Source organism: Martinezella rhizogenes (genome assembly GCF_000799715.1).
Classification (GTDB): domain Bacteria; phylum Pseudomonadota; class Alphaproteobacteria; order Rhizobiales; family Rhizobiaceae; genus Rhizobium; species Rhizobium rhizogenes_C.
This window is the reverse complement of the sequence record NZ_JUHG01000011.1, coordinates 798,925-825,503: the sequence shown is the minus strand read 5'-3', so window position 1 is coordinate 825,503 and position 26,579 is coordinate 798,925. Positions and strand designations below refer to the sequence as shown.

Below are 26,579 nucleotides of genomic sequence, written 5' to 3'. Positions count from 1 at the left end.
TCAACTGCGATCGGGCCATACGGCAAAAAGCCGGTGGCTCACATGAGATACGGTCTTTCGCAATTCCGCGGAAGGCTTGGTTTTAGGGGGAATGACATGTCTGATTACACAGACTTAGACAAGAAAGAGGATGTGCATATCCTGCACTCCATGGGCTATGCCCAGGAGTTGGAACGGCGGATGAGTTCGTTCTCGAATTTCGCGGTATCCTTTTCGATCATTTGTATTCTTTCCGGTGGCATCAACTCGCTTGCTCAGGCAACATCAGGCGCAGGCGGTGCCGCGATCGGCATCGGCTGGCCGGTTGGTTGCTTTATTTCTCTCGTATTCGCTGTTGCGATGGCACAGATCAGCTCAGCCTATCCGACCGCGGGCGGGCTCTATCACTGGGGCTCGATCCTTGGTAATCGGTTCACGGGCTGGCTGACCGCCTGGTTCAACCTTCTCGGTCTCGTCACGGTTCTCGGCGCGATCAATGTCGGCACCTACTACTTCTTTATCGGCGCGTTCGGCGGTTATTTCGACATGACCGATACGACATTGGTCCGTATGGTGTTCCTGATCGTCATCACCGGGCTTCAGGCACTGGTGAACCATATGGGCATCGGACTGACGGCCAAGCTGACCGACTTTTCCGGCTATCTGATCTTCGCAACGGCGATCGCACTGTCAGTCGTGTGCCTGGCCGCCGCGCCATCCTTCGATTTTGCCCGGCTGTTCACCTTCACCAACTATTCGGGCTTGGCCACGATTGCAGCCGACGGCACGGCGACCGGCGCTCCGGTCTGGCCGCAGGTGTCTACCTTCTGGGTCTTCGCTCTCGGCCTGCTCCTGCCGATCTATACGATCACCGGCTATGATGCCTCCGCGCATACCTCGGAAGAGACCGTCAAGGCGGCCCATTCCGTTCCACGCGGCATGGTAGGCTCCGTGCTTTGGTCGGCATTGTTCGGCTACATCATGCTGTGCTCGTTCGTGCTGATGCTCCCGAACATGGACGACGCCGCAAAGCAGGGCTGGAACGTGTTCTTCTGGGCGATGAACACTCAGGTGAACCCGATCATCAAGGACATTCTGTACTTCCTGATCCTCATCAGCCAGTGGCTGTGCGGTCTGGCGACGGTGACGTCGGTGTCGCGCATGATCTTCGCGTTTTCGCGTGACGGCGGCCTTCCGGCTTCCAAGGCACTCGCCAAGGTCAGCCCGAAATACCGCACGCCGGTTTCGGCGATCTGGACCGGCTCGATCCTTTCGGTGTTGTTCGTCTGGGGTTCGTCGCTGGTGTCTATCGGCGATACGCCGGTGTATAGCATCGTCGTGTCGTGCACCGTCATCTTCCTCTTCTTCTCCTTCGCGATCCCGATCACGCTCGGCCTCTTCGCATGGGGCACGGCGAAGTGGGACAAGATGGGTCCATGGAACCTCGGTGAGGGACTGTTCAAGCTCTTTGCCGTGCTGACGGTCATCTCGATGATCATCATCTTCGTTATTGGTATTCAGCCGCCGAATGACTGGGCGAGTATCATTACCGTCGGCTTCCTCGTGCTGACGGCAATCGTCTGGTTTGGTTTCGAGCGCCGCCGCTTCAAGGGCCCGCCGATCGGTGATGCGATCGCCAAGCGCAAGGCGGATATCGCAGCGGCGGAAGCGGCTGTCGGCGAAAGCTGAGGGCTGGACCACACGTCCTAAAACCAAGAGGCCGCATGCGTGCGGCCTCTTTCACCGGCACAAACGCAGCGCCGAATGCGGGTTTCTCCCGTCAGGGAATGGCGTTTTGTTGTCCGATGCCACCATTAATGTTCAGGCGGATCAAACATGAGCACTAGCTATACGTTAGACGACCTCAGACTGGATGTGGCCGAGGGTCGCATCGACACGGTTTTGGCATGCCAGGTGGACATGCAAGGCCGTCTGATGGGCAAACGATTCCAGGCGGAATTCTTCGTCGACAGCGCCTGGAAGGAAACGCATAGCTGCAACTATCTGCAGGCGACCGACATCGAGATGGAGACCGTTTCCGGCTACAAGTCGACCAGCTGGGAAAAGGGTTATGGCGACTATACGATGAAGCCGGACCTCTCCACGCTTCGCCGCATTCCCTGGCTCGAAGGCACGGCGCTTGTGCTCTGCGACGTGCTTGACCATCACACCCACGAAGAAGTGGCTCATTCGCCGCGCGCCATACTCAAGAAGCAGGTCAAGCGTCTCGAAGCGCTGGGCATGAAGGCCTATATGGCCTCGGAGCTCGAATTCTTCTTGTTCGATCAAACCTATGACAGCGCCCGCGAGTCCGGTTATCGCAACCTCAATCTCGTCAGTGGCTACAATGAAGACTACCACATCTTCCAGACCACCAAGGAAGAGGATGTAATGCGGGCGATCCGCAAGGGCTTGCAGGGTGCCGACATCCCGGTCGAGAATTCCAAGGGCGAGGCCTCGGCCGGCCAGGAGGAAATCAACGTTCGCTATGCCGACGCGCTTGATATGGCCGACCGCCATGCGATCATCAAGAACGGCTGCAAGGAGATTGCCTGGGCGAAGGGCAAGGCGATCACGTTCCTCGCGAAGTGGAATTACAGCGCCGCCGGCAGCTCGTCGCATATTCATCAGTCGTTGTGGAGCGTTGACGGCAAGACGCCGCTGTTCTTTGACAAAGAAGAAGAGCACGGCATGACGCCACTGATGAAGCACTATGTCGCCGGCCTTTTGAACCATGCCAGCGAAATCACCTATTTCCTCGCGCCCTATATCAATTCCTACAAGCGTTTCGTCGCCGGCACTTTCGCGCCAACCAAGGCGATCTGGAGCACGGACAACCGCACGGCGGGCTATCGTCTCTGCGGTGCCGAGACGAAGAGCATCCGTATCGAATGCCGCGTCGGCGGCTCCGATCTCAACCCCTATCTCGCCTTTGCCGCGCTGATTGCCGCCGGTCTCGATGGCATCGAGAACAAGCTTGAGCTGGAAGCGCCGTTCGTCGGAGATGCCTATGGTGCCCGCGAAGTCCGCGAAATTCCACGCACGCTCCGCGACGCGGCAGTGGCGCTGTCGGGCTCGAAGATGCTGCGCGCAGCCTTCGGCGACGAGGTCATCGATCACTATACCCGCGCTGCCGAATGGGAGCAGGAGGAGTATGATCGCCGCATCACCGATTGGGAGGTGGCGCGCGGATTCGAAAGGGCGTAAGCCTGCCGCTGATTGCGAGCCCTGCCCAATTTTCGTCGCCAGGCGAGGGCAGGGAAGAAGGCTGTGGCGAAGCGCTTCTTTCGGCGGCGCAGGGCTTCCAAAAACCTTCTTCGTGGCCGGCCGAAACTATGTTCGTGACTATAAAAACAGGATTTCGATCATGACCATGATCACATGTGTATCACCCGTGAACGGCGAGGTTTATGCGGAACGCCCGGCGCTGTCGCTGGAGGCTGCCAAGGACGTGGTGGCCCGCGCCCGCAAGGCGCAGAAGGATTGGGCCCGCCGCCCGCTGGAGGACCGCGTTCAACTGGTGCTGAAAGGCGTTGCCCGCCTCAACGAGATGGCCGATGTTGTCGTGCCGGAGCTGAGCTGGCAGATGGGACGCCCGATCAAGTATGGCGGTGAGTATCGCGGCTTCAACGAGCGCTCCAACTACGTCGCCTCGATCGCGGCCGATGCGCTGTCGCCGCTGGTGGTGGAAGACAGCGCGAATTTTGCGCGGCGTATCGAACGCGAGCCGCATGGCGTCGTCTTCGTCATCGCGCCTTGGAACTATCCTTACATGACCGCGATCAACACGATCGCTCCAGCGTTGATGGCCGGCAATACCGTGATCCTCAAGCATGCCAGCCAGACGCTTCTGGTCGGTGAGCGGTTGGTGCAGGCCTTTGTCGAGGCTGGGGTTCCCGCCGATGTTTTCCAAAACGTCTTCCTTGACCACGAGACGACCTCGGCGCTGATCGCAGCCGGAAGCTTCAACTTCGTCAACTTCACCGGTTCGGTCGAAGGCGGGCGTTCCATCGAACGCGCCGCCGCCGGCACCTTTACCAGCCTCGGCCTCGAACTGGGCGGCAAGGATCCCGGCTATGTCATGGAAGACGCCGATCTGGAGGCTGCCGTCGATACGCTGATGGACGGCGCCACCTTCAATTCCGGCCAATGCTGCTGCGGTATCGAGCGCATCTATGTGCATGAATCGCTCTATGATTCCTTCGTCGAGAAGTCGGTCGCCTGGGTGTCGAACTACAAGCTCGGCAACCCCCTTGATCCGGAAACGACACTTGGGCCGATGGCGCATAAGCGCTTCGCCAAGGTGGTGCGCGAGCAGATCGCCGATGCCGTCGCCAAGGGTGCCAAGGCTCTGGTCGATCCCAAGCTGTTCCCGGCCGATGACGGCGGTGCCTATCTGGCGCCACAGATCCTCGTCAATGTCGATCATTCCATGACCTTCATGCGCGAAGAAACCTTCGGCCCGGCGGTCGGCATCATGAAGGTGAAGAGCGATGCGGAAGCGCTGGAGCTGATGAACGACAGCCCCTATGGCCTGACGGCGTCGCTCTGGACCAAGGATGTCGAGCGCGCCGCACGCATCGGCCGGGACATCGAAACCGGCACCGTCTTCATGAACCGTGCCGATTATCTCGACCCGGCACTGTGCTGGACCGGCGTCAAGGAAACGGGCCGTGGCGGCTCGCTCTCCGTCATCGGCTTCCACAACCTGACGCGTCCGAAATCCTACCATCTGAAGAAAGTAACAGCATGAGCACTATCTCAGCCAATTGGAGCTATCCCACCGCCTTCAAGCTCGGTCGCGGCCGGATCACGGAACTGGCGGATGCCTGCAAAAGCCTGGGGATCAAGAAGCCCCTGCTGATCACCGACCGGGGCCTCGCCTCGATGGCGATCACCAAGACGGCGCTGGATATTCTTGAGGATGCCGGTCTCGGCCGTGCCATCTTCGCCGACGTCGATCCCAATCCGAACGAGAAGAACCTCGAGGCCGGCGTCAAGGCATTCAAGGATGGCGGTCATGATGGTGTCGTCGCCTTCGGCGGCGGCTCGGGCCTCGACCTCGGCAAGTGTGTTGCCTTTATGGCGGGCCAGACGCGTCCGGTCTGGGATTTCGAGGATATCGGCGACTGGTGGACCCGCGCCAATGTCGAAGGCATCGCCCCGATCGTTGCCGTTCCGACAACGGCCGGCACCGGCTCCGAAGTCGGCCGTGCCAGCGTCATCACCAATTCCCAAACGCATGTGAAGAAGATCATCTTCCATCCGAAGTTCCTGCCGGGCGTCGTCATCGCCGATCCGGAACTGACGGTCGGCATGCCGAAGGTCATTACCGCCGGCACCGGCATGGATGCGTTCGCTCATTGCCTGGAAGCCTATTCCTCGCCCTTCTATCATCCGATGTCGGCCGGCATTGCGCTGGAAGGCATGCGGCTCGTGAAGGAATTCCTGCCGCGTGCCTACAAGGAAGGCACCGATCTTGAAGCCCGCGCCAACATGATGAGCGCTGCCGCCATGGGCGCCGTCGCGTTCCAGAAGGGGCTCGGCGCCATTCACGCGCTGTCGCACCCAATCGGCGCCGTCTACAATACGCATCACGGCATGACCAATGCCGTCGTCATGCCGGCCGTGCTGCGCTTCAACCGCAAGCTCATCGAAGACAAGATCGCCCGCGCGGCCGCTTATCTCGGGATTTCCGGTGGCTTCGACGGCTTTTACGAATACGTGCTGCAATTGCGCGCCGAGCTTGGCGTTCCCGAAAGCCTCTCGGCCATGGGCATCACGCCGGATCGGATCGACGAGCTCTCGGCCATGGCGATCGAGGATCCCAGCGCCGGTGGCAATCCCGTGCCAATGACGCTGGAAAACACCAAGGCGCTATTCCGCGACTGCTTCTAGAAAACCATCGACGCGTCGGAATGTATTGGCGCGCGTCGACAATTTTAAGACAACAAAAAGGGCCGCCAGGAGATCATCCGGCGGCCCTTTTTATTTGTTTAGGCTTGCAATCAATCGACGAATTCGACCACTACGCCGGGCTTGACCATCTTGGCGAGCGCGGTCGCGTCCCAGTTGGTGAGGCGCACGCAGCCGTGGCTTTGCGACTTTCCGATCTTAGAAGGCTCGGGCGTACCATGGATGCCGTAGGTCGGCTTCGATAGCGCCATCCAGACAACGCCGACCGGGCCGTTCGGGCCGGGCGGAATGTCGAGGATCTTGTCGTTGGCACCCTGCTTGAAGTTGATCTTCGGATTATAGGTGTAGCCCGGATTGAAGGCGACGCGTTCGACCGTGACCGTACCGGATGGCGAGGGCGTGTCGGTCGAGCCGATGCTGGCGGGATAGGCGGCGATCAACGTGCCGGCAGCGTCATAGGCGAAGACCTGCTTTCGACCCTTGTCGGCAAGAATCTTTGCGACGGCGCCGGTCTTGCTCGGGCCGGTATTGACCACTTTGATTGTGTTGCCGGGGACGGTGAAATCGACACCTGGGTTCAGTTCTTTGAGGTAGCCTTCATCCATATGGAAGCGCTCGGCCAGCATTTCTGTGGTCGACGTATAGCCGAGCGATGGCATCTGGGCCTTTTCGGCATAGTCCTCGGGGATCGATGCGACATAGGGGCCGGCCGCGTCGGCGGGCGTGATCGTGTAGTTGATGATTGGCATGCCGCCTGACAGGCGCAGCTGCTCGAGGATCGAATCCGTATCCTTCGGATCAAGCGTCTGGCCGGTCATCTGCTGATAAGCGTAGATGGCCTTGGTGACATTGCCGCCCATGCGGCCGTCGATGGCGCCCGGCGAAATGCCCTGGCGAGCGAGGAAGACCTCAATCGCCGTGATCTCCATCTTTGATTTGCCCTTCAGCGTGATAACCGGTTCGGCCGGAGGCTTGCTCTGGACCTCGGGCGTCTGCTGCGGATCGATCGAGGCATAGTCGTTACCGTTCGGGTTCGTCTGACCCTGCTGGGTTTGCGCGTCCGTATTCGGCTGGGCCTGGTCGTCGAGCGGCACGCGTTGAATGGAGCTGTCACGAGGAATACCACCGGTAACGACGCTGTCATCACTGCCGTCGCCGCGATACTGCCGATAGTCGCGGTAACCGCCATTGCTGGAAAGCTGCGTGTCGCCATAGCGGTCGCCGCCACCATTGTCACTGTAGGCGTCGTGAGCCGGTGCCTGAGGATAATAGGTGCTGGCCCGCATCTCGGTGGCGACGACATTGCCGTAACGATCCACCAAGACGCGCCGACCACGCCCGTCGCGCGTTCTTACATAATCTTGCTCTGGAAACTGATCGAGGATTCGTCCGTCGGGGGTCACCAGGACGACGTCGTTGTTCCCGCCGCGATAATACTGCGCCTGTGCATCGGTCAATGCAAAGGCGGATGCCGTGGCCGTCAGGGCCAAAGAAAGGCTGATTTTCAGGAACCGGTTCACGTTAGTCGAATCCTCGGATGGTGGCTGCCCGACACACACATGGCAATTTTGACACTAGTGTGGAATTTAAGATTATCATGCTGAATAAAATATAAAAATTTGTGAGATCAAGGCGTCAAGTTAACGTTCGGTAAGAGAAATCGCCATTTATTCTTGCCGCGCGCCATTTCGAGACCACTTTCGGATGGGTGGCCAATCAGACGCCGACCAGGGAGAATTGTAAGACATGATCGACTTTGCCGCGGCCAAGGGGCCGAGATTGACGCTGGATGAGGATTCCGTGCTGGATATCGGCGCCTGCGTCGTCGATGGCAACAATCTTGCGCCGGGACGCGCCATTCCAGATGACGGCGACCCGCGCATTGATCATTCGCTAGAAGGCTTTCTCTTTACCTGCGGCCCTGATCACATCCGTCATCCGCAGCCAATGTCGGGTGCTTTCGAGGGGCAGCGATATCCGCTGCACGGCTCCTTCTCCTCGCATAAGGCCAAAATTCTCTGGACCCGGTTCGAGGACGGCAATGCCGAGTGCCGTGCCGATATCGACGTCATCACAGCCGAGCGCCGTACCGCGCGGCTGGAACGCCATTGGCGGATCGATGGCGCCACGGGCGAGGTTTCGCTCACGGATCGCGTCGTCAACACCAGCACCGAAGCGATGCCGGTCTTTCTGATGTATCACATGAATGTCGGCGGCAAATGGTTCGACGACGGCGTTCGCCTCTCCGGCCAGATGCTGGAAAATGGCGGCTTTCCCTGGACTTTCGGCGAAGAGCACGGCGGGATTTTCTGCGTGCCGGCAGCGGCGAAGGGTGAAGATTGGTCGGAACTCAGCCTTGGGCCGATCGCCGCTGTCGGCGGCAAGTCGCTGAGGGTACGGTTCGGCACGGATACGCTGCCGTTCCTGCAGGTCTGGCGCAATCAGCGTGCGCCGGCGCATGTCCTCGGCATCGAGCCCGTATCGCACCGCTGGGTGTCGCGCGACGAGCTGGAGGCGGCGAGCGAATTCAACATTCTCCAGCCCGGCGAAGCCAGGAGTTTCGCACTCAACTTTGCCTTCGTCTGACGGGCTTCAGCGGTTGACGCTCGCTTTTTGGCGGCGTAGATCAAAGCCCTCGGTTTTATAGAGGAAGCGAACGATGGATATCCGCCCGATCGATGACGAATACTCGGTTTCCGGTCAGATCAGCCTGGAGGATCTCGACCAGATCAAGGCATTGGGTTTCAAGTCGCTCGTCTGCCATCGCCCGGATGATGAAAGCCCGGATCAGACGCCGTTCGCCGTCATTGAAGCACGCGCCAAGGAACTTGGCCTCGAGATCACCCATGTGCCCGTCGGGCCGATGGGCGTGACCGAAGAGGCCGTGCAGGGCATGGTCGACGCGCTCGACGAATTCCCGCGCCCGATGCTCGGCTATTGCCGTTCCGGCGCTCGCTCGACCGCGATCTACCAGAAGACGCATCATATTCGCGGCTGAGCCGCCGCTTCCCGAACATAAAAGAGATTTCGGGCGTTGCTGGTGAGCAGCGCCTGGTTTGTGACCCGTCACCGGACAACATCAGGAGAGAAACCATGAGCATCAAGCGTATCGACGTCGGAGCCCGCATGAGCGGCGCCGTCATCCACGGCAACACCGTTTACCTCGCCGGCCAGGTTGGCGAAGGTGCAAGCGTTACGGATCAGTGCAAGTCGGCTCTGGCCGAAGTCGATCGCCTGCTCGCCGCCTCCGGCTCCAGCAAGTCGAAGATCCTGCAGACGCTGATCTATCTCTCCGACATTTCCGACTTCGCCGAAATGAACGCTGCCTGGGAAGCATGGGTCGATCCGGCCAACACGCCTGCTCGCGCCACCAGCGAAGCCAAGCTCGCTGCACCTAAGTACAAGGTCGAGTTCATCGTCATCGCCGCAATCGACTAATTCGATCTGACACTTTTTATAAGGCCGGTGAGTTTGTTCTCACCGGCCTTTTGCTTGCGAAATTTCCGTCAAAGTGCGGGAAGGTGTGATTGCCTCGGGATCGAGCACGATCTCAATGATTGCCGGCTTGCCACTTGCGCGCGCTCGCTCGAAGGCGGGGCCGAAATCTTCCGTCACCTTTACCGTTTCGCCATGGCCGCCATAGGCGCGGGCCAAGGCCGCGAAGTCCGGATTGTTCAGCGCCGTGGCGCTGACACGGCCGGGATATTCGCGTTCCTGATGCATGCGGATCGTGCCGTACATGCCGTTATTAATGACCAGCGCGATCAGCGGCAGGTCGTATTGCACAGCGGTCGCAAATTCTTGGCCGTGCATCATGAAGCAGCCGTCGCCGGCAAAGCAGATGACTTCGCGCTCCGGAAAGAGCTGCTTGGCGGCAACTGCTGCCGGCAGGCCGTAGCCCATCGAGCCGGAGGCGGGGGCGGCCTGGGTGTTGAAGCGGCGGAAACGATGGAAGCGGTGCAGCCAGGTGGCATAGTTGCCGGCGCCGTTGGTGAAGATCGTGTCGGCTGCCGTATTGGCCTCGATCCAATCCATGATCCGGCCCATATGCACCGCGCCAGGGCTCGTTTCCGGCGTCTTCGACCAGGCGAGATAGGCGGCATGCATGCGCTCAGTCCGCTCCGCCCAGCGCGGCTCCGCCGGTGCTTCGAGATCGGCCAGGGCCGCCACGAAATCGGCCGGGCTGGCACAGATTGCAAGATCCGGGCGATAGACACGCCCGAGCTCGGAGGGATCGGGATGGATATGGACGAGCTGCTGTTGCGGGTAGGGGATGTCCATCAGCGTGTAGCCGGAGGACGGCATTTCCGAGAAGCGGCCGCCGAGCAGGATCAGCAGGTCAGCTTCCTTGATCTCCTTTGCCAGCGCCGTATTGATGCCGATGCCGACATCGCCGGCATAGCTCGGATGCAGGTGATCGAACAGCATCTGACGGCGGAAGGAGCAGCCGACCGGCAGCTTGAAGCGCTCGGCGAAACTCTTGATACCGGCGACCGCATCCTCATCCCAGCGCGTGCCGCCGAGGATGACCAGTGGCCGTTCAGCCGCGAGCAAGCGCTGGCGCAGATCATCAATCTGGCTGCTGCCCGGATGGGCCGCTACCGGCGTATAGGGCTTGGCATATGGAGCTTCGACCTTATCGCGCAGCATGTCCTCGGGCAGCGTCAAAACGACAGGGCCGGGTCGGCCAGATGTCGCGACGGCAAAGGCACGGGTGACGAATTCGGGGATGCGGGCGGCGTCATCGATCTCGCCGACCCATTTGGCGAATTCCGTGAAAGCACGGCGGAACTCGACCTCCTGGAAGGCCTCGCGTTCGCGGGCGTCTCGTTGCACCTGGCCGATGAAGAGGATCATCGGGATCGAATCCTGTCGGGCGATATGCAGGCCAGCCGAGGCGTTGGTCGCGCCGGGGCCGCGGGTGACCATGCAGATGCCGGGTTCGCCCGTCAGCCGACCCCAGGCGTCCGCCATCATCGCTGCGCCACCCTCCTGGCGGCAGACGAGCACCTTAATGTCGCTGTCATGCAAAGCGTCGAGCACGGCGAGAAAGCTCTCGCCGGGAACACAGGAAATGCGCTGCACGCCGTTTGCCTTCAGGGCTTCGACGATGAGCTGGCCGCCAGTCCGTTTCATGCTTTTGCCTTTCCCTCCAGTTCCGCCAATTCGGCCAGAACCTCCTCCTGATGTTCGCCAAGGCGCGGGCTTGGCCGCGTGTAGGTCAGCGGCGTCTCTGACAGGACCACCGGCGTACGTACGCTCGGGATGACGGTACCCACAGCATCTTCAAGATCGATCCGCAAGCCGCGTGCCTTGATCTGCGGATCCGCGAACATATCCTCGATCGTATTGATGGCGCCGGCAGGCACCGCATTGTCTTCGCAGGCCTTCAGCAGATCCGCCTTGTTCCATGTCAGCGTTTTTGCCGAAATGAAGGCGCGGACATCATGGCGGTGGGCGACGCGGGCCTTGTTGGTCGCATAACGCTCGTCGTCCGCGTACGTGCCGATGCCGAGGATCGCGCAAAGGCGGCGGAATTGCCCGTCATTGCCGATAGCAAGGATCAGATATCCGTCAGCGGTCGGCACGACCTCATAGGGCGAGATATTGGGATGGGCATTGCCGAGGCGCACTGGCGCCTTGCCGGAAATCAGGTAGTTCATGTTCTGGTTGGCGAGCACGGCGGACTGGACGTCAAGCAGCGCCATGTCGACAAGCTGGCCTTCGCCGGTCTTCAGTGCGTGGATGAGTGCTGCTTCGATCGCGGAGACCGCATAGATGCCGGTGAAGATATCGGCGATCGCCACGCCCGCCTTCATCGGTTGGCCGTCGGGTTCGCCGGTGATCGACATGAAGCCGGACATGCCCTGGACGATATAGTCGTAGCCTGCGAGGCCGGCATAGGGACCGGTCTGGCCGAAGCCGGTGATCGAGCAATAGACCAGCTTGGGATTGATTTTTATCAGGCTCTCATAGTCCAGGCCATATTTCACCAGCCCGCCGAGCTTGAAATTCTCGATCACCACGTCAGCGGTCAGGACCAGCCGGCGAACCAGATCCTGGCCCTCTTCGGTCTTGAGATCGGCAACGATCGAACGCTTGCCGCGATTGGTGGAATGGTAGTAGGCGGCGGAAAGATTTTCCCCATCTTTGCCCTCGACGAAGGGCGGTCCCCATTGACGCGTGTCGTCACCTCCATCGGGATTTTCCACCTTGATGACATCGGCGCCGAGATCGGCCAGCATCTGCCCTGCCCAGGGGCCGGCGAGAACGCGGGCCAATTCGATGACACGGATGCCGGTGAGGGGCGGTTTCTTGGTGCTGTTGGCTGTCATGTCGATCCGGATGGCGGCTAGGGTGTGAAAGTGACCTCAGATGTATCGGATACCGGCTTGGAAGCAAAGCGCCGCTCGCGCCAGAGGATATAGAGGCCGGAGCCGATGATGATGAAAATGCCGACCCATTTTATCAGATCGGGGAAGTTGCCGAAGACCAGCCAGCCGAAGATCGTCGCAGAGACGATTTCGAAATATTGCAGCGGCGCCAGCGTCGAGGCCGGGGCGGAGCGATAGGCATAGATGGTGAGGACGCCGGCGACAGCGGCAGACACGCCGACGCCCAGGAGATGGAGCATTGCGGTGCCGTCCGGTACTACGGGATCGATGATCAGCGAACCTGTGCCCTGGCCGATCGCCAGCAGAATGAGGCAGATCGCCGTGCCCCAGATGCCGGTCTGGAACTGCATCGGCCATGCATCCTCGCTATGTGAGACGATACGCGTGATCATGACGTATACGGCGATGCAAAGTGCGGTGACCACCGGCAACAGTGCGACGAAGCCGACCTCCGCAAAGCTCGGCTGAATGATCAGCATCGCGCCGAAGAAACCGACGGCGCAGGCCGTATAGCGTCGCCAGCCGATGGTCTCCTTCAGGAAGATGCTGCTGAGAATGGTCAGCATCATCGGCTCGACGAAGAAAATGGCGATGGCGTCGGCCACTTCCATGACCTGCAGCGTCGTGACGAAGGAAATCATCGATAGCGTCAGCACCGCGGCACGAATGGCATGCACGCCGCTTCGACGCAGCGACCACAGGCCCCATTGTCCTCGCAACATCATCATCGGCAAGGCGAACAGCGACTGAAAAATGAAGCGCGCGGCGGTGACTTCCGCTGGCGGGATAGTGGTGGCGGCAAGCTTTGCGAAAATGTCGATGATCGGTGACAGGATCACCGACAGGAACATCATCAACAGGCCGAACGTCAGCTCCGATTGACGAAAACGGGGCAGGGAACCGCCGGTGGCATTCATTCGAAAAAATCCTTTGGGGATCAGGCCTTTGCCGTCACTTGCCGACACCAGTCCGCAAAATCGGAAATGGCCGCGGCCGCGCCGATCTCGTTCAGCGTCTCATGGCGCATGTCCTGATAGATGGTCAGGCTAATATGCGAGAAGCCGGCCATTTTCAAATGGTTTGACAGCCAGGACATCGCCTTTCCATTGTTCGTCGCCGGGTCGCGGCCGCCCCCGACCAGATGGATCGGCATGTCGCGCCGGAGCCGGTCAAGACAGGTCTTTTGCGGCGCGCGGAAGGTCAGTTCAAACAGATCCAGCCAGAGGGATACCGAGGCATCGAAACCGCAGAGCGGATCGGCGATATATTTGTCCACCTCCTCGGGGATGCGCGAGAGCCAGTCGAATTCGGTGCGCCGGTCGGCGATCGATTTGCCCCAGACGCCGAAGGTCAGCGTCGGTAGCAGCCCGCTCGGCACGTCCGACCCTTTGAGCATGCGTTCCGTCTTCAGGATGACCTGCGCCGCGCGCCCGGCAGGGCCGGGATTGAAGTTCGAGTTCCAGACGGTGACGGCATCGAATTCTTCAGGATGCGTCACCACCACGTTCAGGCTGATCAGCCCGCCCATGGAGTGGCCGAAAAGAATGATCGGCAGACCCGGATGGGCGGTCGCGGCAAGCTCGCGCATCGCCAGAACATCGGCAATGACCATATTGACACCACCCCGCCGGGCAAAACAGCCGAGCGGCGCGTCGACGGCCGTTGTTTCGCCGTGGCCGCGATGATCATGGGCGTAGACATGAAAGCCGCGCGCCGCCATGGCCTCGGCGAAGCCCTCGTAGCGGCGGGAATGTTCGGCAAGGCCGTGGCTTATGAGAAGCACGCCATGAGCTTTGTCCCGCGCCGGCAGGTGATGGTAGGCGAGCGTCGCGCCCGTCGGGCTGTCCAGATGCCTCGTTTCGGCAAACATGTGCATTTCCTCCTCACGCAGACGAGAGGTCATCACCTCCGGGATTGCAATGACGTGTCAGCGAAGCTCACAGAAATAAATCTCCGCGATGCCTGTGAATCAGGGTTGCGCCCGGCCGATCAAACTGCTTATTTGTTCTCATATTGTTCTATCTGGAGACATGGAATGAGGTATTGGGTTCGGGGATGCGTAGTCGTGATTCTGGCGGCGGTAATGGCAACGGGTGCAGTTGCGCAGGAGAACAGTCGGGGCCGGACCCGGTTCATTTTGGCGGCAAGCTGGGAACCGGCATTCTGCCAGACGAACCAGAAGAAGGCGGAGTGCCGCAACCAGTCATCCGATAATCATGATGCAAAGAATTTTTCGCTTCATGGCCTCTGGCCGATGCGACAGGAATATTGTGACGTTTCCGACGATCTGAAGCAGGCCGATCGCAGCAGTGACTGGAAGGATCTGCCGGCTGTCGAACTGTCGGCGGACACCAAGGCTGCACTGGACAAGGTCATGCCGGGCACGCAATCCGGTCTGGAGCGGCATGAATGGATCAAGCACGGCACCTGCACCAAGCTTAGCGCCGATGATTATTTCGGCGCAGCCGCTGGTTTGATCAATGAACTCAATGCGTCCGCCGTGCGCGATCTCTTCACGCAGAATATCGGTAAGACACTCGATGCCGATACGATCAAGGCCGCTTTCGACAAGAGCTTCGGCGAAGGCGCCAGCGACCGGGTAAAGATGAGCTGCCGTCGTGTCGGCAAGGTGCGTGTGATCTCGGAGCTGACGATTGGCCTATCCGAGGACGCCATTCAGCCCGCGCCAGGGAACGAGCCTCGGCTCGAGGAACTGATCCAGGGAGCCGGCCGCACGTCGTTCGGCTGTGATCAAGGCGTGGTGGATGCGGCCGGTTTTTGAGGCCTGGCGGCCCGTCTGACGCGGATAAATAGCTCTCGGACAAGGTTTCGCCGTTGCCCGAGAGCGGGGTTTCGCCTACATAGCGGCACAATTCGCAATGTTATCCGCCCGTGGAGTAACCCAAGCTATGGCACGTCAGTTCATTTATCATATGGCCGGTCTGAATAAGGCCTATGGCGCCAAGAAAATTCTCGAGAATATCCATCTCTCCTTCTACCCCGACGCCAAGATCGGTATTCTCGGCCCGAACGGTGCCGGTAAATCGACCGTGCTGCGCATCATGGCCGGCCTCGACAAGGAATATACCGGCGAAGCCTGGCTGGCCGAAGGCGCCACCATCGGCTACCTGCCGCAGGAGCCGCAGCTCGATCCGGCGAAGACCGCGCTTGAAAACGTCATGGAAGGCGTTGCGGCGAAGACGGACGTTCTCAATCGCTACAATGAGCTGATGATGAACTATTCCGACGAGACCGCGGAAGAGGGCGCCAAGCTCCAGGACATCATCGACGCCCAGAACCTCTGGGATCTGGAAAGCCAGGTCGAGATGGCGATGGATGCGCTGCGCTGCCCACCCGGCGATGCCGACGTCACCAGTCTCTCCGGTGGTGAACGCCGCCGTATAGCCCTATGCAAACTGCTGCTGTCGCAGCCGGACGTGCTGCTGCTCGACGAACCGACCAACCATCTCGACGCCGAGACCATCGCCTGGCTGGAAAAGCATTTGCGTGCCTATCCGGGCGCCGTGCTGATGATCACCCACGATCGCTACTTCCTGGATAACGTCACCGGCTGGATCCTTGAGCTCGACCGCGGCCGCGGCATTCCCTACGAAGGCAATTACTCCTCATACCTGCTGGCGAAGGCAAAGCGCATGCAGCAGGAAGGTCGCGAAGAGGCTGGTCGCCAGAAGGCGATTACGCGCGAACAGGAATGGATCGCCTCCAGCCCGAAGGCACGTCAGTCGAAGTCCAAGGCTCGTATCCGTGCCTATGACGAGCTGGTCGATGCAGCAGAGAACCAGCGTCCTGGCGATGCGCAGATCATCATTCCGGTCGGCGAGCGCCTCGGCCAGGTGGTCATCGAAATGGAAGGCATCAACAAGGGTTACGGCGACCGGATGCTGATCGAAGGTCTGTCGCTGAAATTGCCGCCGGGCGGCATTGTCGGCGTCATCGGTCCGAACGGTGCCGGCAAGACAACGCTTTTCCGCATGATTACCGGCCAGGAAAAGCCGGATAGCGGTTCTATCCGCGTCGGTGACAGCGTTCATCTCGGCTATGTCGACCAGAGCCGTGACGCGCTCGATGGCAGCAAGAATGTCTGGGAAGAAATCTCCGGTGGCGCTGAAGTCATTAAGCTCGGCAAGTATGAAATGAACTCGAGAGCTTATTGCGCGACGTTCAATTTCAAGGGCGGCGATCAGCAGCAGAAGGTTGGCAACCTCTCCGGCGGTCAGCGCAACCGCGTGCATCTTGCCAAGATGCTGAAGGCCGGCGGCAACGTTCTGTTGCTCGACGAACCGACCAACGACCTCGATACCGAAACGCTCGGTGCACTCGAGATCGCGCTCGAAAACTTCGCTGGCTGCGCCGTGATCATCAGCCACGATCGCATGTTCCTCGATCGCCTGGCCACGCACATCCTCGCTTTCGAAGGCGATAGCCATGTCGAATGGTTCGAAGGCAACTTCGAAGACTACGAACAGGACAAGATGCGTCGTCTCGGCGTTGACAGCATCAATCCGAGCCGCGTGACCTACAAGCGCCTGACACGATAAGTCTACTGCCTTTCTGCCATCAAGAACCCCGGCCTGTCCGGGGTTTTTCTTTGTTTTGGCGAAGGAAATGCGTATTCCCTTGCCGACAAATACTAACAGATTTCCGACGCCCGAATTCTCCGGGAATGAATTGGCTCTTGCAGATTGCGACGAAATCACATAAAGATATCTTTATATCTTGATTGGGTGGAAAATGGCAGATCTGGTTAAATTGGGCTTGGATAATCTGGTGGATGTGCTGAAGGCGGCGGGCGAGCCGACACGGCTGCGTCTGCTGGCACTGCTTGCCGCCGGCGATCTGACCGTCACCGATCTTACTGAAATTCTCGGCCAATCGCAGCCCCGTATCTCGCGGCACCTGAAGTTGCTCGGCGAGGCCAATCTGATCGATCGCTATCAGGAAGGCGCCTGGGCTTACTTTCGCCTGAAGCAGGACGGCAAGGCGGTCATCCTGGCGCGCGAGCTTCTCCGGCACACAGCCGAGAACGACCCGGTACTGCTGCGCGACGGCGAGCGCCTGACTGCCGTCAAGCGTATTCGCGCCGAGCGGGCGCAAGCCTATTTCAGCCGCAATGCCGCCGAATGGGACGAGCTGCGCCGCCTGCATGTCGCCGACGAAGATGTCGACAAGGTGATGATCGAGCTGATCGGCCCGCAGCAGATCGACGCCTTTCTCGATCTCGGCACCGGCACCGGCCGGATGCTGCAATTGCTGGCGGGACACTATCGCCGTGCGGTCGGTATCGATGCCAGCCGCGACATGTTGGCCGTGGCACGCGCCAATCTCGACCGGTCGAACATCACTGCGGCTTCGGTGCGGCATGGCGATATCTTCAATCTGCCGCTCGAGGCGCAGGATTTCGATCTGATCACCATTCATCAGGTGCTGCATTTCCTGGATCAACCGGAAATCGCCATCAACGAGGCGGCGCGAATGCTGCGGCCCGGCGGGCGGTTGGTGATCATCGATCTGGCACCGCACGGGCTGGAATATCTGCGCGACGAACATGCGCATCTAAGGCTCGGCTTTTCCCATCAGATGATGTCGGATTGGTTGAAAACGGCGGGGCTTGATGTCGAGCAGGTGCAGGACCTTCATTCGGGGAGGGAAGGCGGTTCAGGGTTGACGGTTACGATCTGGCTGGCGCGCGACCCGCGGCTGCTGATCGCCGCCGAGCAGAGCCGTCAGTCATCCCCCATTCTTGCCGGGAGAGTTTGATATGTCTTCGAAGATCGAGAATGGCCAAGGCAGCATTCGCATTTCCTTCGAGTTCTTTCCGCCGAAATCGGAGGAAGCCGAAGCGCAATTGTGGAATACGGTCGAGGAGCTCAGCGAATGGGAACCTGAATTTGTTTCAGTCACCTATGGCGCCGGTGGCACGACCAAAGCGCCGACACTGTCGGCTGTGCGCCGGATGATCCATGAGACGCCGTTCACCACGGCGTCGCATCTGACTTGCGTCGGTGCAACGCGCGAAGACACACATCGGGTCATCGATGACTTTCTCGCGACCGGCGTCCGCCGTTTCGTGGCGTTGCGTGGCGATCCGCCAACGGGCGTTGGCTCCGCCTATCAGCCGCATCCGGACGGTTATGCCAATGCTGCCGAGCTGGTGGCGGCGCTGCGCGAGCGCGGAGATTTCGATATTTCCGTGTCTGCCTATCCGGAAAAACATCCGGAGAGCCGCGATACCGCGGCCGACATCGACATGCTGAAACGTAAGGCCGATAATGGCGCCGACAGGGCGCTGACACAGTTCTTCTTCGATAATGATGCTTTCGAGCGTTATCACGACCGGGTTCGCGCCGCCGGTATCAAGATCCCTGTCGTGCCGGGCATCATGCCGATCCAGAACCTGACGCAGCTGAAGCGTTTTGCCGGGGCTTGCGGCACCAGCATCCCCTCCTGGCTGGACGATCGTTTTGACGGCCTCGATGACAATGCCGATGAACGCGCCAAGGTTGCCGCCGATGTCGCCGCCGAGCAGATCCAGGATCTGGTACGGCGAGGCATCCACGAGTTCCATCTTTATACGATGAACCGTTCGCCGCTCGTCTCGGCTGTTCTGGAGCGATTGGGTCTGCAGCGCAAGGCAGATGCGCGCGCTGTCGCCTGACGAAATCCGGGGAACGTGGCCGTGAAAAAGCGCATGCTGATCTTCGGCATGCGCTTCTTAAATGGAATAGGCTGTTTTGTTTGCTTTCAGGAGCTCGGTTGTCTGCAACAGTCGTTCTTCGTCAGATGAAAAGCATCGTTACCACGAATACGAAGGCTGCACCGACCACTAGGACGTTGATGGATCGCGTCAATCCCATGTCTTCCTCCTTAGTCAACCGTTAGAGTCTATGTCGGAAATGTGTCGCTTGAAAAGCGAATTCGATGCTGCATCGCGGTACGAAACAGAGAAATTGAATCAAGATATCAAAATAAGCTATTGTTTTAATACGGAAAATCTTTCGTTCACGGAATTTAAAGCATTGTTAATTTGGCTGTGAACGAAATTAATATCTACCACGAATGGCGGCTACGGTTTGCCGCCTGCTCCTATTGACCGAGTTCCGGAAAGCCATCTGTATTCCGATACAGAAGCAGCAAAAATGCAAAAAAAGGCGACCCGGGGCCGCCTTTCATAGAATAAGAAGCAAATCTTAGAGCGCGTTCAATAGCGCCTGCGTCGCCCAGCCATCGGCCGGGAGACCAAGGCGAAACTGTTCCTTCTGGATGGCAACGCGCGTGCCAGAGCCGAGGATGCCGTCGATCTTGCCGACATCGTAGCCGCGAGCCGTAAGCTTGGTCTGAAGCGCCTTCATGTCGACGTCGTTCAGGCCCGCTTCTGGCGTACCCTTGTTATAGGTCGGGGCGCCGCTAAAGCGGGTAGCGAAATAGGCGGCCGACGTCGTGTAGATGAACGACTGGTTCCATTCAAGAAAGGCGCTGTAATTCGGATAGGTCAGGAAAGCCGGACCCTTGCGACCCTGCGGCAGGATAAGAGCGGTGGGCAGCGAGCCGAAGTTGGTATTGCCGTCGCGCGGCTTGACGCCGAGCTGGAACCAGTCGGCAGCCGTGAGCGTCCCGCCAAGGCCGGACTTTTCCCAGGGCAGATTGTCGGGCACACTTACCTCCTGCAGCCACGGCTGACCACGCTGGAAGCCCAGACTTTGGAAGAACCGCGCTGTCGTGAGAATGACGTCGGGCGCACTTGTTTTCATATTGACATGGCCATCGCCATCGCCATCGGTGCCGTAAGAGATGATCGAGGGGGGCAGCATCTGGGTCTGGCCGATTTCCCCGGCCCAGGCACCCGTCATGGTATCGGGGTCGGCATCGCCATGTTGCACCATTTCGATGAAGCCGATCAAACGCGGACGGAAAAACTCAGGTCTGCGGCAGTCGTGCGAGAGGGTGACCAGCGCATTGCGGGTATTGAAATTACCCTGAACGGCACCGAAATCGGTTTCCATGGCCCAATAAGTGGTGATGATACCGGGGGGCACGCCATAGTCATTCTCGGCCTTGGCGAAGACATCGGCATATTGCTTCAATTTCTGGCGGCCGATATCAAGCCGGCCCTGGCTGACGGTGCGCTGTGAGAATTCGAGGAAGGTCTGGCGGAACACACCCTGGCTGCGGTCCATGGCGAGAACCTTGGGGTCGATCTGCGCGCCGGAAAATGTCTTGTCGGCGGACGCGGCATCGGCGCCAGCAGCGATGGCTTCGGCCTTGACGCCTGCCAGGAAAGCAGGAAGGTCACCACCGCAGGCGACCTTGGGAGCGCCGTTACCCTCCGCATTCGACGGGGCGGCAGGTGTCGCGCTCTGCGCCATCGCCATGCTTGTCATGGCTGAAGCGAAGATCAATGCGAGTGCGCTGCGTCGGATGGTATGGCGGTCCATGGGCGATCCTCTTTTCTGACAGAATAGGGTCGCTTTCACAGAAGATTGTGACAGAAGCAAGAGAGAAGTTAGAGCAGTCTCAAGAATTTCCCTGCTTCTCTACTGCCGCCACCCAATTGTGCCAATTCTGCTCGGAACCGCCAAAAACATTGATGTCCGTCGGCCCCTTGATGCCGGGAATGACGCCGGTCGAGGTATATTGCCAGAAGGCCCAGGAACGGTCGGCATAGGTCGCCGTCGGATGCTTGGCGACTGAGCGGACCCAGAAGTGGTAGTCCTTGAAGTAACCGGCAAGATTCTCGCGATGGAAATCGACCGAGGTATAGATGATCGGGCGCTTGCCGTAATAGGCCTGCAGGCGATCCATGAAACGCTTCATTTCCGTCCGGACCGTCTCCGGGGCCGGTCTGGTGCGACAAGTCGGGGAACCGGGATTCCATTCGACGTCGACAACAGGCGGAAGCGCCATGGCATCCTTCGGCACGTTGCGGATGAACCAGTCGGCCTGCTCGTCCGCCGTCGAGCAGAAATAATAGAAATGATAAGGCGCGTGCAGGATGCCGGCCGTATTGGCTTCCTGCCAATATTCGCTGAAGCGCGGGTCGATCCGGTCCTTGCCCTCCGTCGCCTTGATGAAGACGAAGGCGACGCCGGAGCCCTTCACGGTCTGCCAGTCGATATCGCCCTGCCATTTGGACACGTCGATGCCGTGGATGGGGTGGCGTTCGGGGTGATCGCGGCCAAAATCCTGCGGCTTGGTATCCTTGAAGCGGGTCTTCGGAAGGGACGCCGTCTCGAGGGCATCATAGCTCGTCGTGCAGCTATTCAGGAGAAAGGCGAGCGGCAGTAAGCACAACAGAAGCCTGCGCATGGATATCCCGTTATGGCGCGAGTGATATTGCTGCCCCAAGGCTTGGCTTCCGTGATGTCTGGTCCCCGAAAATCCCAAGAAGCGGCGGGCCAAGCTGCTTGCAACCGGGCCTTACCACTCTATTCACCATATCAACGTAAAAAATCCGTTATCTTCAAGTAAATTCTTATACTTGAAGCGCCAAGTAGGCGAATTTCGACCCGAATTCGGGTCTTTAGCCTAGGCGGCCGGCTTGGTGATGACGGCTCTCCAGGCGTAGCCTCGCCCGATTTCTTCAAAGATCAGCTTCGCGCCGCGGGCCTTGACCCGTTCTTCCAGCACCGTGCGCAGGTCGGCGCGCGGGGTGACGTGGAATTTTTTCAGCCATCCCTTCAGCATGGTGCGGAACCAGCCGGGCAGCCGCTCTTGCTGGCCGAAATCGACGATATGCAATTCGCCTCCGGGGGCGACGGCATCGAGCGACGCATCGATCGCGCTCTTCCAGTCGGGGATCATCGACAGCGCGTAGGAGACCATGACGCGGTCGAAACCGTCGACACCGAAATCGGTCGGAGAAAAGGCAGTGGCGTCGGCGACGCGGAAGTCCGGCATCTGCTTCAGGCCGCGAAAATTGTTGCGGGCCGAAAGCAGCATTTCCTGAGAGATGTCGAGGCCGTAGAGCTTGGCCGACGGGAAGCGGCGATGCGCCAGCAACATGTTGCGGCCGGTGCCGCAGCCGACTTCGAGCAGGGAGCCGCCGAAGGGCACGTTGAGGTGGGCGACGGTTCGATCACGGCCGAAGAGATAGTATTTGCGCGTCAGGTCGTAGATATGCCGCTGGTAGCGGTACATGCCGTCCATCAGTCCGGCATGGTTCTTCGAATTTGCGTCGACGCCCGTATCCGCCTGGCTCACGCTTTTTTCCCGTAAATGTGGAAGCCGCCGTAGATTGCCGAGCGGTCGCGTAGATTAAGCTCCTGCGAGCGCTCTTCGTCATAGACCCATTGATCGCGGATAGCGGTCGAAAGGCGGCCCTCGATAATGCTCTTTTCGGCGGCGGTGCGGAAAATGACGCGCGCGCCTTCGCGGGCCGTGCGGCTGATTTCCGCCCAGAGTTCGTTGAGCTGTTCGTCGGTCATCCAGTCCTGGGCATCGAGCAAGATATAGCGGTCACGAGAGGCCGCGGGCTTGGAGGCGAGCAGCTCGGTGAAGTTGGCATGATGCACGCTGACCCGATCGGCATTGGCGTGGATGGCAGTATAATGCTCAGGCTTCAGATAGGTCGGTAGCGGCCCCTGGTGCTGGGCGGCGTAACGGCGCGCGAAAGCCTGCCAGGCAAAATAGTTGTCTTGCATCGGGAAGTGGCATGCCAGCTTTTCCAGGCGATGCTTGAGCACACCAGAAATGGAATCGCCACCGGCAAGGCTCGCAAGCTCGTCATATTGCTGCGGCGGAATGCCAAGGCCGAAAAGCGAGCTCTTGCGGCCGAGCAGCCAGCGCACCATTGGCCTGTCGAAGATCGGCGCGATCTCGTTGTCGAAGAACTGCCGCTGCTCGCGCAATGTGCGGGCTTCAGTCAGCGTGGCGAGGCGGACGCCGTGCAGACGGGCTAGGATGTGGGCGGCGCCGATGAAGCGGCCGAGCAGGCCGGTCTTGTAGATGTTGCGGTTGAACACCGTAACGCGGCGGCGACCGTACATGTCGCGACCGTCCCAATAGGTCGCGGTTGCCGGATCGAGCCTTGGCGCGATGAACTCTTCGTAGGCCTGGCTATTGGTGTCGATGCCAGGCGTGGCGAAGAAACGCACCAGATCGGCGTGCCCGGGCAGCAGCCGGAAGGCGGCTAGCTTGAGCTTGTTCAGCGCGATATGGTGACGGTTGAGGTCGACGACATCGATCGAGGCGGGGCTCTGCGAGAGATAGGCAAGCATGTTGCAGCCACCGGAGCCGATGGTGACGATGCGATGATGCGGCTGAAGCTCCATCGCCTCCATGTCGATATCCGGATCCTCCCAGATCTGCGGATAGACAAGGCCGGAGAACAGCATGCCGAACAGACGTTCGGAAAAGCCGGCCTTGGACAGGGCCTTGTGTTGCAGCAGAGCGTCCTTGAGTTTCCGATTCTTGTGGAGACCGGCTTCCGGGGCGAATTCCGTCATCTGAGTCTTGTCACCAATTTGTCAGGTTCAGGGCGTGTAACCCGGCAATGCTACAGTCTGATGACGTGGCCTGTTGGTAGGTTCGGCCATGCGGCGACCATGTGGATATTTGCGGAACTGTGATGACGATAGGTCTTTCATATTGCAGCGTTTCCTGATTGTCTCCGCTGACCTTTGGAGGGTTTGCGGCATGCGTTTTATATCGAGAGCGATTACGGCTCTTGTTCTTTTATTGCTGATCATTGTTGCCGGTGGCGTCGTCTGGCTTTCTGTTTCTCCGCCGGAATTGCTGAGGGTCGGCGACGGCTACGCCGCCAAGATCGTCTGTTCGAACACCTTTATCGCCAAGCGCGATCCTGAGCAGGTGCTGGCGGACGACGTGCAGGCGCCGGGCAATCCGGCACTGAAACTCGTTCGGGTTTCGGTCGATCGAGAGGAGGGGGTGGTGACGGCCCGCATCCTTGGCATGTTTGCGCCGAATTATGCGCTCTATCGCGGCGCGCTCGGATGCGTGACGGTGCCGGATGGGGATCTGCAGACAGCACGAAGCGCGGCCTTCCTGAACAAGGTGAAGGTGCCGAAGCGCGATTCTCCCTGGCCGGACGGCGACAAGGTCGCGGGCGATGAGGGCGAGGTGAGCGCAGCGCTCTCGAAGCTCGTGACCGATCCGGATCTTGCCGGCCCTTCCATGCGCGCGGTTGTCGTCATCAAGGATGGCCGCATCGTCGCGGAGACCTATGGCGAAGGGTTCGGCAAGGGGACCCCGTTGATCGGCTGGTCGATGACGAAAACGGTCAACGCGGCGATCATCGGCCGGCTGATGCTGACCGGTCGCATGTCCTTCGATGATCAGAATCTTTTACCGCAATGGAGTGGGGATGTCCGCAAGAACATCAAGCTCAGCGATCTCCTCGGCATGGAAAGCGGTCTTGCCTTCAACGAGAGCTATGGCGCGGTGTCGGATGTGACACGCATGCTCTATCTCGATCCGGACTCCACCAGGATTGCCGCAAACGCGCCGCAGCAGGCGCCCGCCGGCGAGCGTTTCAGCTATTCGAGCGGCACGGCGACGCTGCTTTCAAGACTCTGGATGAACAGGCTTCCGAACGAAAGCGCGGCAATCGCCTATCCGCGCGAGGCGTTGTTTATGCCGCTCGGCATGTCGAGCGCCGTACTGGAGGCCGATGAGCGTGGCACCTTCATCGGCAGCTCCTATCTCTACGCAACGGCTCGTGACTGGGCGCGCTTCGGGCAATTCCTGTTGCAGGATGGTGTCTGGAAGGGCCAGCGCCTGTTGCCGGAGGGTTTCGTCGGAGCCATGCGCACGCCGACCAAGGCATCGGAAGGCGTCTATTCACAGGTTCAGGCCTGGCTTGCCGGGCCGGGTGGCTCGGACGGGCAGTTCGGTCTGCCGACGGATACGTTCTGGATGCTCGGACATGACGGCCAGAGTGTCGCCATTGTTCCTTCAGCCAATCTCGTGCTGGTGCGCATGGGACTGACGCCAAGCTGGCTGAATTACAAGCCGCAAATCCTGCTGAAGAAAATCCTGGATGTGACAACGCCGGCCAAGACCTAAGGTCCGACCGGCGTTTGCAAATCTAAAGCCCGGATCAGTAGTTGCCGTGGGCGATGTCCGTCAGGCCCTTGCGCTTGGCGTCATAATAATAACCACGCGCGTAGAGCTGAACGGCCTTGACTTCCTTGTTATCGGCCTTGTTGTCGGCAACCATCCACGCGCCGCGCAGATATTTCGCGGCATATTTGATGTTGGTTTCGGCATCGAGCAGACCCGACGCCGGGCCTTCATAACCCATCGACTTGGCGGTGTTGTACTTGATCTGCATCAGGCCAAAATAGCCGGCCTTGTTATAGGCTTTCGGATCGTAACGGCTCTCGCGATGAACGACGCGATGGATCAGCGATTCAGGGATTTCGTAAATCTTTGCGTATTTCTGGATGAGCTTCGTAACGTAGCTCTTTTCCGCCGGCGGCACGTTGGATTCGTAATTCGGGGTGGTCAATACGGCTGAAACGACAGTAGGACCGCTGGTGTCGAAGTTGAAGTCATAGCGCATGCGGTTGTCGGCATAACGCAAGGCGCCGATCTGCTGGGGGGCAGCATAGGCGACCTCGGCAGGCGCCATGACCGGTGCATCTTCATCGGGGCGCGGCGTTGGAACGACGGATTGGATCGCTGCCAAATCGGAGGTCATGGGAATGGTCGCTTGAGCGGCAGACGCAGAACTCGAGATCGGAAGAAGAGCGCTATCGCCGGGACGTGCCGGGTTTGGCATCGGGATGGCGACAACGGCCGGAATCGGCGGTTCGTCTGAAGCGGCATAGGCTGCCGCTGGCGATGTATTTGCCGCCGGTGCGCCGGTTGCGGTAGCAATGGCAACCGTGCCCTGGTTCGCGGCGTTCGGCGCATTTGCGGCCGAAGCGCCCATGCGATCTTGGGCTGCCTGGATTTGGCCCTGGCCAACTGAGACGGCTTGAACGCGGTCGGACTTCATCAATACCACCTGCTGCTGAGGCTGGCCTTGCAAGCCTGTTGCAGGAGCGGTGGATGCTACCGCAACGCCGCCAACAGGCGTGGCAACAGCGCCTGTGGTCGAGGCTGTATTCGGATGCGGCACGTTGGTTTGTGCCGCCGGGAGTCCGGCCTGGGACGTCTGCTGCTGGGTGCTTGCACACCCCGCAAGAGCGCCGCACATCATTGCCGAAAAGGCAACGCTGCGCTTCAGGCTGGGAAATCCAATCGCTAGCATTCTGTCACTTTCGAAAAAACCGCCCCAGTCCTGCGATGCAAATCCGTCACAGGATC

22 protein-coding genes are annotated in these 26,579 nt (G+C 59.7%); 12 read left to right on the top strand and 10 right to left on the bottom strand.

The window, feature by feature from the left end:
* Positions 1 to 96: 96 nt before the first annotated feature.
* The 4 genes from EX00_RS07860 (at position 97) to EX00_RS07845 (ending at position 5,877) form a co-directional block, all read left to right on the top strand.
* Positions 97 to 1,668 (top strand): amino acid permease, encoded by a 1,572-nt coding sequence (locus EX00_RS07860; RefSeq protein WP_047455764.1) that lies wholly within the window; start codon positions 97 to 99, stop codon positions 1,666 to 1,668.
* Positions 1,669 to 1,815: 147 nt separating this feature from the next.
* Positions 1,816 to 3,186: a glutamine synthetase family protein gene (locus tag EX00_RS07855; protein ID WP_047455762.1), complete on the top strand. Its 1,371-nt coding sequence runs from the start codon at positions 1,816 to 1,818 to the stop codon at positions 3,184 to 3,186.
* Between the two features lie 160 nt (positions 3,187 to 3,346).
* Complete coding sequence (locus tag EX00_RS07850; protein ID WP_047455761.1) at positions 3,347 to 4,732, top strand: aldehyde dehydrogenase family protein; 1,386 nt, start codon at positions 3,347 to 3,349, stop codon at positions 4,730 to 4,732.
* Entirely contained in the window at positions 4,729 to 5,877 is a 1,149-nt protein-coding gene (locus EX00_RS07845; RefSeq protein WP_047455757.1) for an iron-containing alcohol dehydrogenase, read from the top strand. The genes EX00_RS07850 and EX00_RS07845 overlap by 4 nt, the downstream gene beginning before the upstream one ends.
* Positions 5,878 to 5,987: 110 nt before the next feature.
* On the opposite strand, the gene EX00_RS07840 is transcribed toward EX00_RS07845, so the two are convergent.
* Positions 5,988 to 7,415 (bottom strand): L,D-transpeptidase, encoded by a 1,428-nt coding sequence (locus tag EX00_RS07840; protein WP_047455755.1) that lies wholly within the window; start codon positions 7,413 to 7,415, stop codon positions 5,988 to 5,990.
* 226 nt (positions 7,416 to 7,641) lie between these two features.
* Between EX00_RS07840 and EX00_RS07835 the strand changes: the two genes are divergently transcribed.
* The 3 genes from EX00_RS07835 to EX00_RS07825 all read left to right on the top strand — a co-directional run bounded on the left by EX00_RS07835 (position 7,642) and on the right by EX00_RS07825 (position 9,333).
* A complete protein-coding gene (locus EX00_RS07835; RefSeq protein WP_047455753.1) occupies positions 7,642 to 8,481 on the top strand; it encodes a DUF4432 family protein in 840 nt (279 codons plus the stop codon).
* A gap of 73 nt (positions 8,482 to 8,554) precedes the next feature.
* Positions 8,555 to 8,893 carry a protein tyrosine phosphatase family protein gene (locus EX00_RS07830; RefSeq protein ID WP_047455751.1) on the top strand — a complete coding sequence of 113 codons (339 nt, stop codon included), beginning with the start codon at positions 8,555 to 8,557 and terminating at the stop codon, positions 8,891 to 8,893.
* A 95-nt stretch (positions 8,894 to 8,988) separates the two neighbouring features.
* Entirely contained in the window at positions 8,989 to 9,333 is a 345-nt protein-coding gene (locus EX00_RS07825) for a RidA family protein (RefSeq protein ID WP_047455750.1), read from the top strand.
* A gap of 39 nt (positions 9,334 to 9,372) precedes the next feature.
* Here EX00_RS07825 and EX00_RS07820 read toward each other — a convergent pair whose 3' ends face one another.
* The 4 genes from EX00_RS07820 to EX00_RS07805 are packed head-to-tail and all read right to left on the bottom strand — an operon-like array spanning position 9,373 to position 14,160.
* Positions 9,373 to 11,031: a thiamine pyrophosphate-binding protein gene (locus EX00_RS07820; protein WP_047455748.1), complete on the bottom strand. Its 1,659-nt coding sequence runs from the start codon at positions 11,029 to 11,031 to the stop codon at positions 9,373 to 9,375.
* Positions 11,028 to 12,230, bottom strand: coding sequence for a succinate--glutarate CoA-transferase (caiB, locus tag EX00_RS07815; protein WP_047455746.1), 1,203 nt, complete (start codon positions 12,228 to 12,230; stop codon positions 11,028 to 11,030). The genes EX00_RS07820 and caiB overlap by 4 nt, the downstream gene beginning before the upstream one ends.
* Before the next feature lie 17 nt (positions 12,231 to 12,247).
* A complete protein-coding gene (locus tag EX00_RS07810; RefSeq protein WP_047455744.1) occupies positions 12,248 to 13,207 on the bottom strand; it encodes a DMT family transporter in 960 nt (319 codons plus the stop codon).
* Between the two features lie 20 nt (positions 13,208 to 13,227).
* Complete coding sequence (locus EX00_RS07805; RefSeq protein ID WP_047455742.1) at positions 13,228 to 14,160, bottom strand: alpha/beta fold hydrolase; 933 nt, start codon at positions 14,158 to 14,160, stop codon at positions 13,228 to 13,230.
* A gap of 165 nt (positions 14,161 to 14,325) precedes the next feature.
* Between EX00_RS07805 and EX00_RS07800 the strand changes: the two genes are divergently transcribed.
* The 4 genes from EX00_RS07800 to metF all read left to right on the top strand — a co-directional run bounded on the left by EX00_RS07800 (position 14,326) and on the right by metF (position 18,966).
* The gene (locus EX00_RS07800) at positions 14,326 to 15,072 is read left to right on the top strand and encodes a ribonuclease T2 family protein (protein ID WP_047455740.1); all 747 of its coding nucleotides are present in this window, start codon (positions 14,326 to 14,328) and stop codon (positions 15,070 to 15,072) included.
* A 127-nt stretch (positions 15,073 to 15,199) separates the two neighbouring features.
* Complete coding sequence (gene ettA / locus EX00_RS07795) at positions 15,200 to 16,849, top strand: energy-dependent translational throttle protein EttA (RefSeq protein ID WP_047455737.1); 1,650 nt, start codon at positions 15,200 to 15,202, stop codon at positions 16,847 to 16,849.
* Positions 16,850 to 17,042: 193 nt separating this feature from the next.
* On the top strand, positions 17,043 to 18,068 hold the full coding sequence (locus EX00_RS07790; RefSeq protein WP_047455734.1) for an ArsR/SmtB family transcription factor: 1,026 nt from the start codon (positions 17,043 to 17,045) through the stop codon (positions 18,066 to 18,068).
* Between the two features lies 1 nt (position 18,069).
* Positions 18,070 to 18,966, top strand: coding sequence for a methylenetetrahydrofolate reductase [NAD(P)H] (gene metF / locus EX00_RS07785; protein ID WP_047455732.1), 897 nt, complete (start codon positions 18,070 to 18,072; stop codon positions 18,964 to 18,966).
* A gap of 532 nt (positions 18,967 to 19,498) precedes the next feature.
* Here metF and EX00_RS07780 read toward each other — a convergent pair.
* The 4 genes from EX00_RS07780 to EX00_RS07765 form a co-directional block, all read right to left on the bottom strand.
* Complete coding sequence (locus tag EX00_RS07780) at positions 19,499 to 20,743, bottom strand: lytic murein transglycosylase (protein WP_047455729.1); 1,245 nt, start codon at positions 20,741 to 20,743, stop codon at positions 19,499 to 19,501.
* 79 nt (positions 20,744 to 20,822) lie between these two features.
* Positions 20,823 to 21,614, bottom strand: a complete 792-nt coding sequence (locus tag EX00_RS07775) for a glycoside hydrolase family 25 protein (RefSeq protein WP_047455727.1) — start codon at positions 21,612 to 21,614, stop codon at positions 20,823 to 20,825.
* A 219-nt stretch (positions 21,615 to 21,833) separates the two neighbouring features.
* Complete coding sequence (locus tag EX00_RS07770) at positions 21,834 to 22,508, bottom strand: class I SAM-dependent methyltransferase (RefSeq protein ID WP_047455726.1); 675 nt, start codon at positions 22,506 to 22,508, stop codon at positions 21,834 to 21,836.
* Entirely contained in the window at positions 22,505 to 23,752 is a 1,248-nt protein-coding gene (locus EX00_RS07765; RefSeq protein ID WP_047455724.1) for a BtaA family protein, read from the bottom strand. Before EX00_RS07765 ends, EX00_RS07770 begins: the two co-directional genes overlap by 4 nt.
* 190 nt (positions 23,753 to 23,942) lie before the next feature.
* Between EX00_RS07765 and EX00_RS07760 the strand changes: the two genes are divergently transcribed.
* Positions 23,943 to 25,331, top strand: coding sequence for a serine hydrolase domain-containing protein (locus tag EX00_RS07760; protein WP_047455722.1), 1,389 nt, complete (start codon positions 23,943 to 23,945; stop codon positions 25,329 to 25,331).
* A gap of 34 nt (positions 25,332 to 25,365) precedes the next feature.
* Here the strand turns inward: EX00_RS07760 and EX00_RS07755 are convergent, their stop codons facing one another.
* Positions 25,366 to 26,523, bottom strand: coding sequence for a transglycosylase SLT domain-containing protein (locus tag EX00_RS07755; protein WP_047455720.1), 1,158 nt, complete (start codon positions 26,521 to 26,523; stop codon positions 25,366 to 25,368).
* Between the last annotated feature and the right edge of the window lie 56 nt (positions 26,524 to 26,579).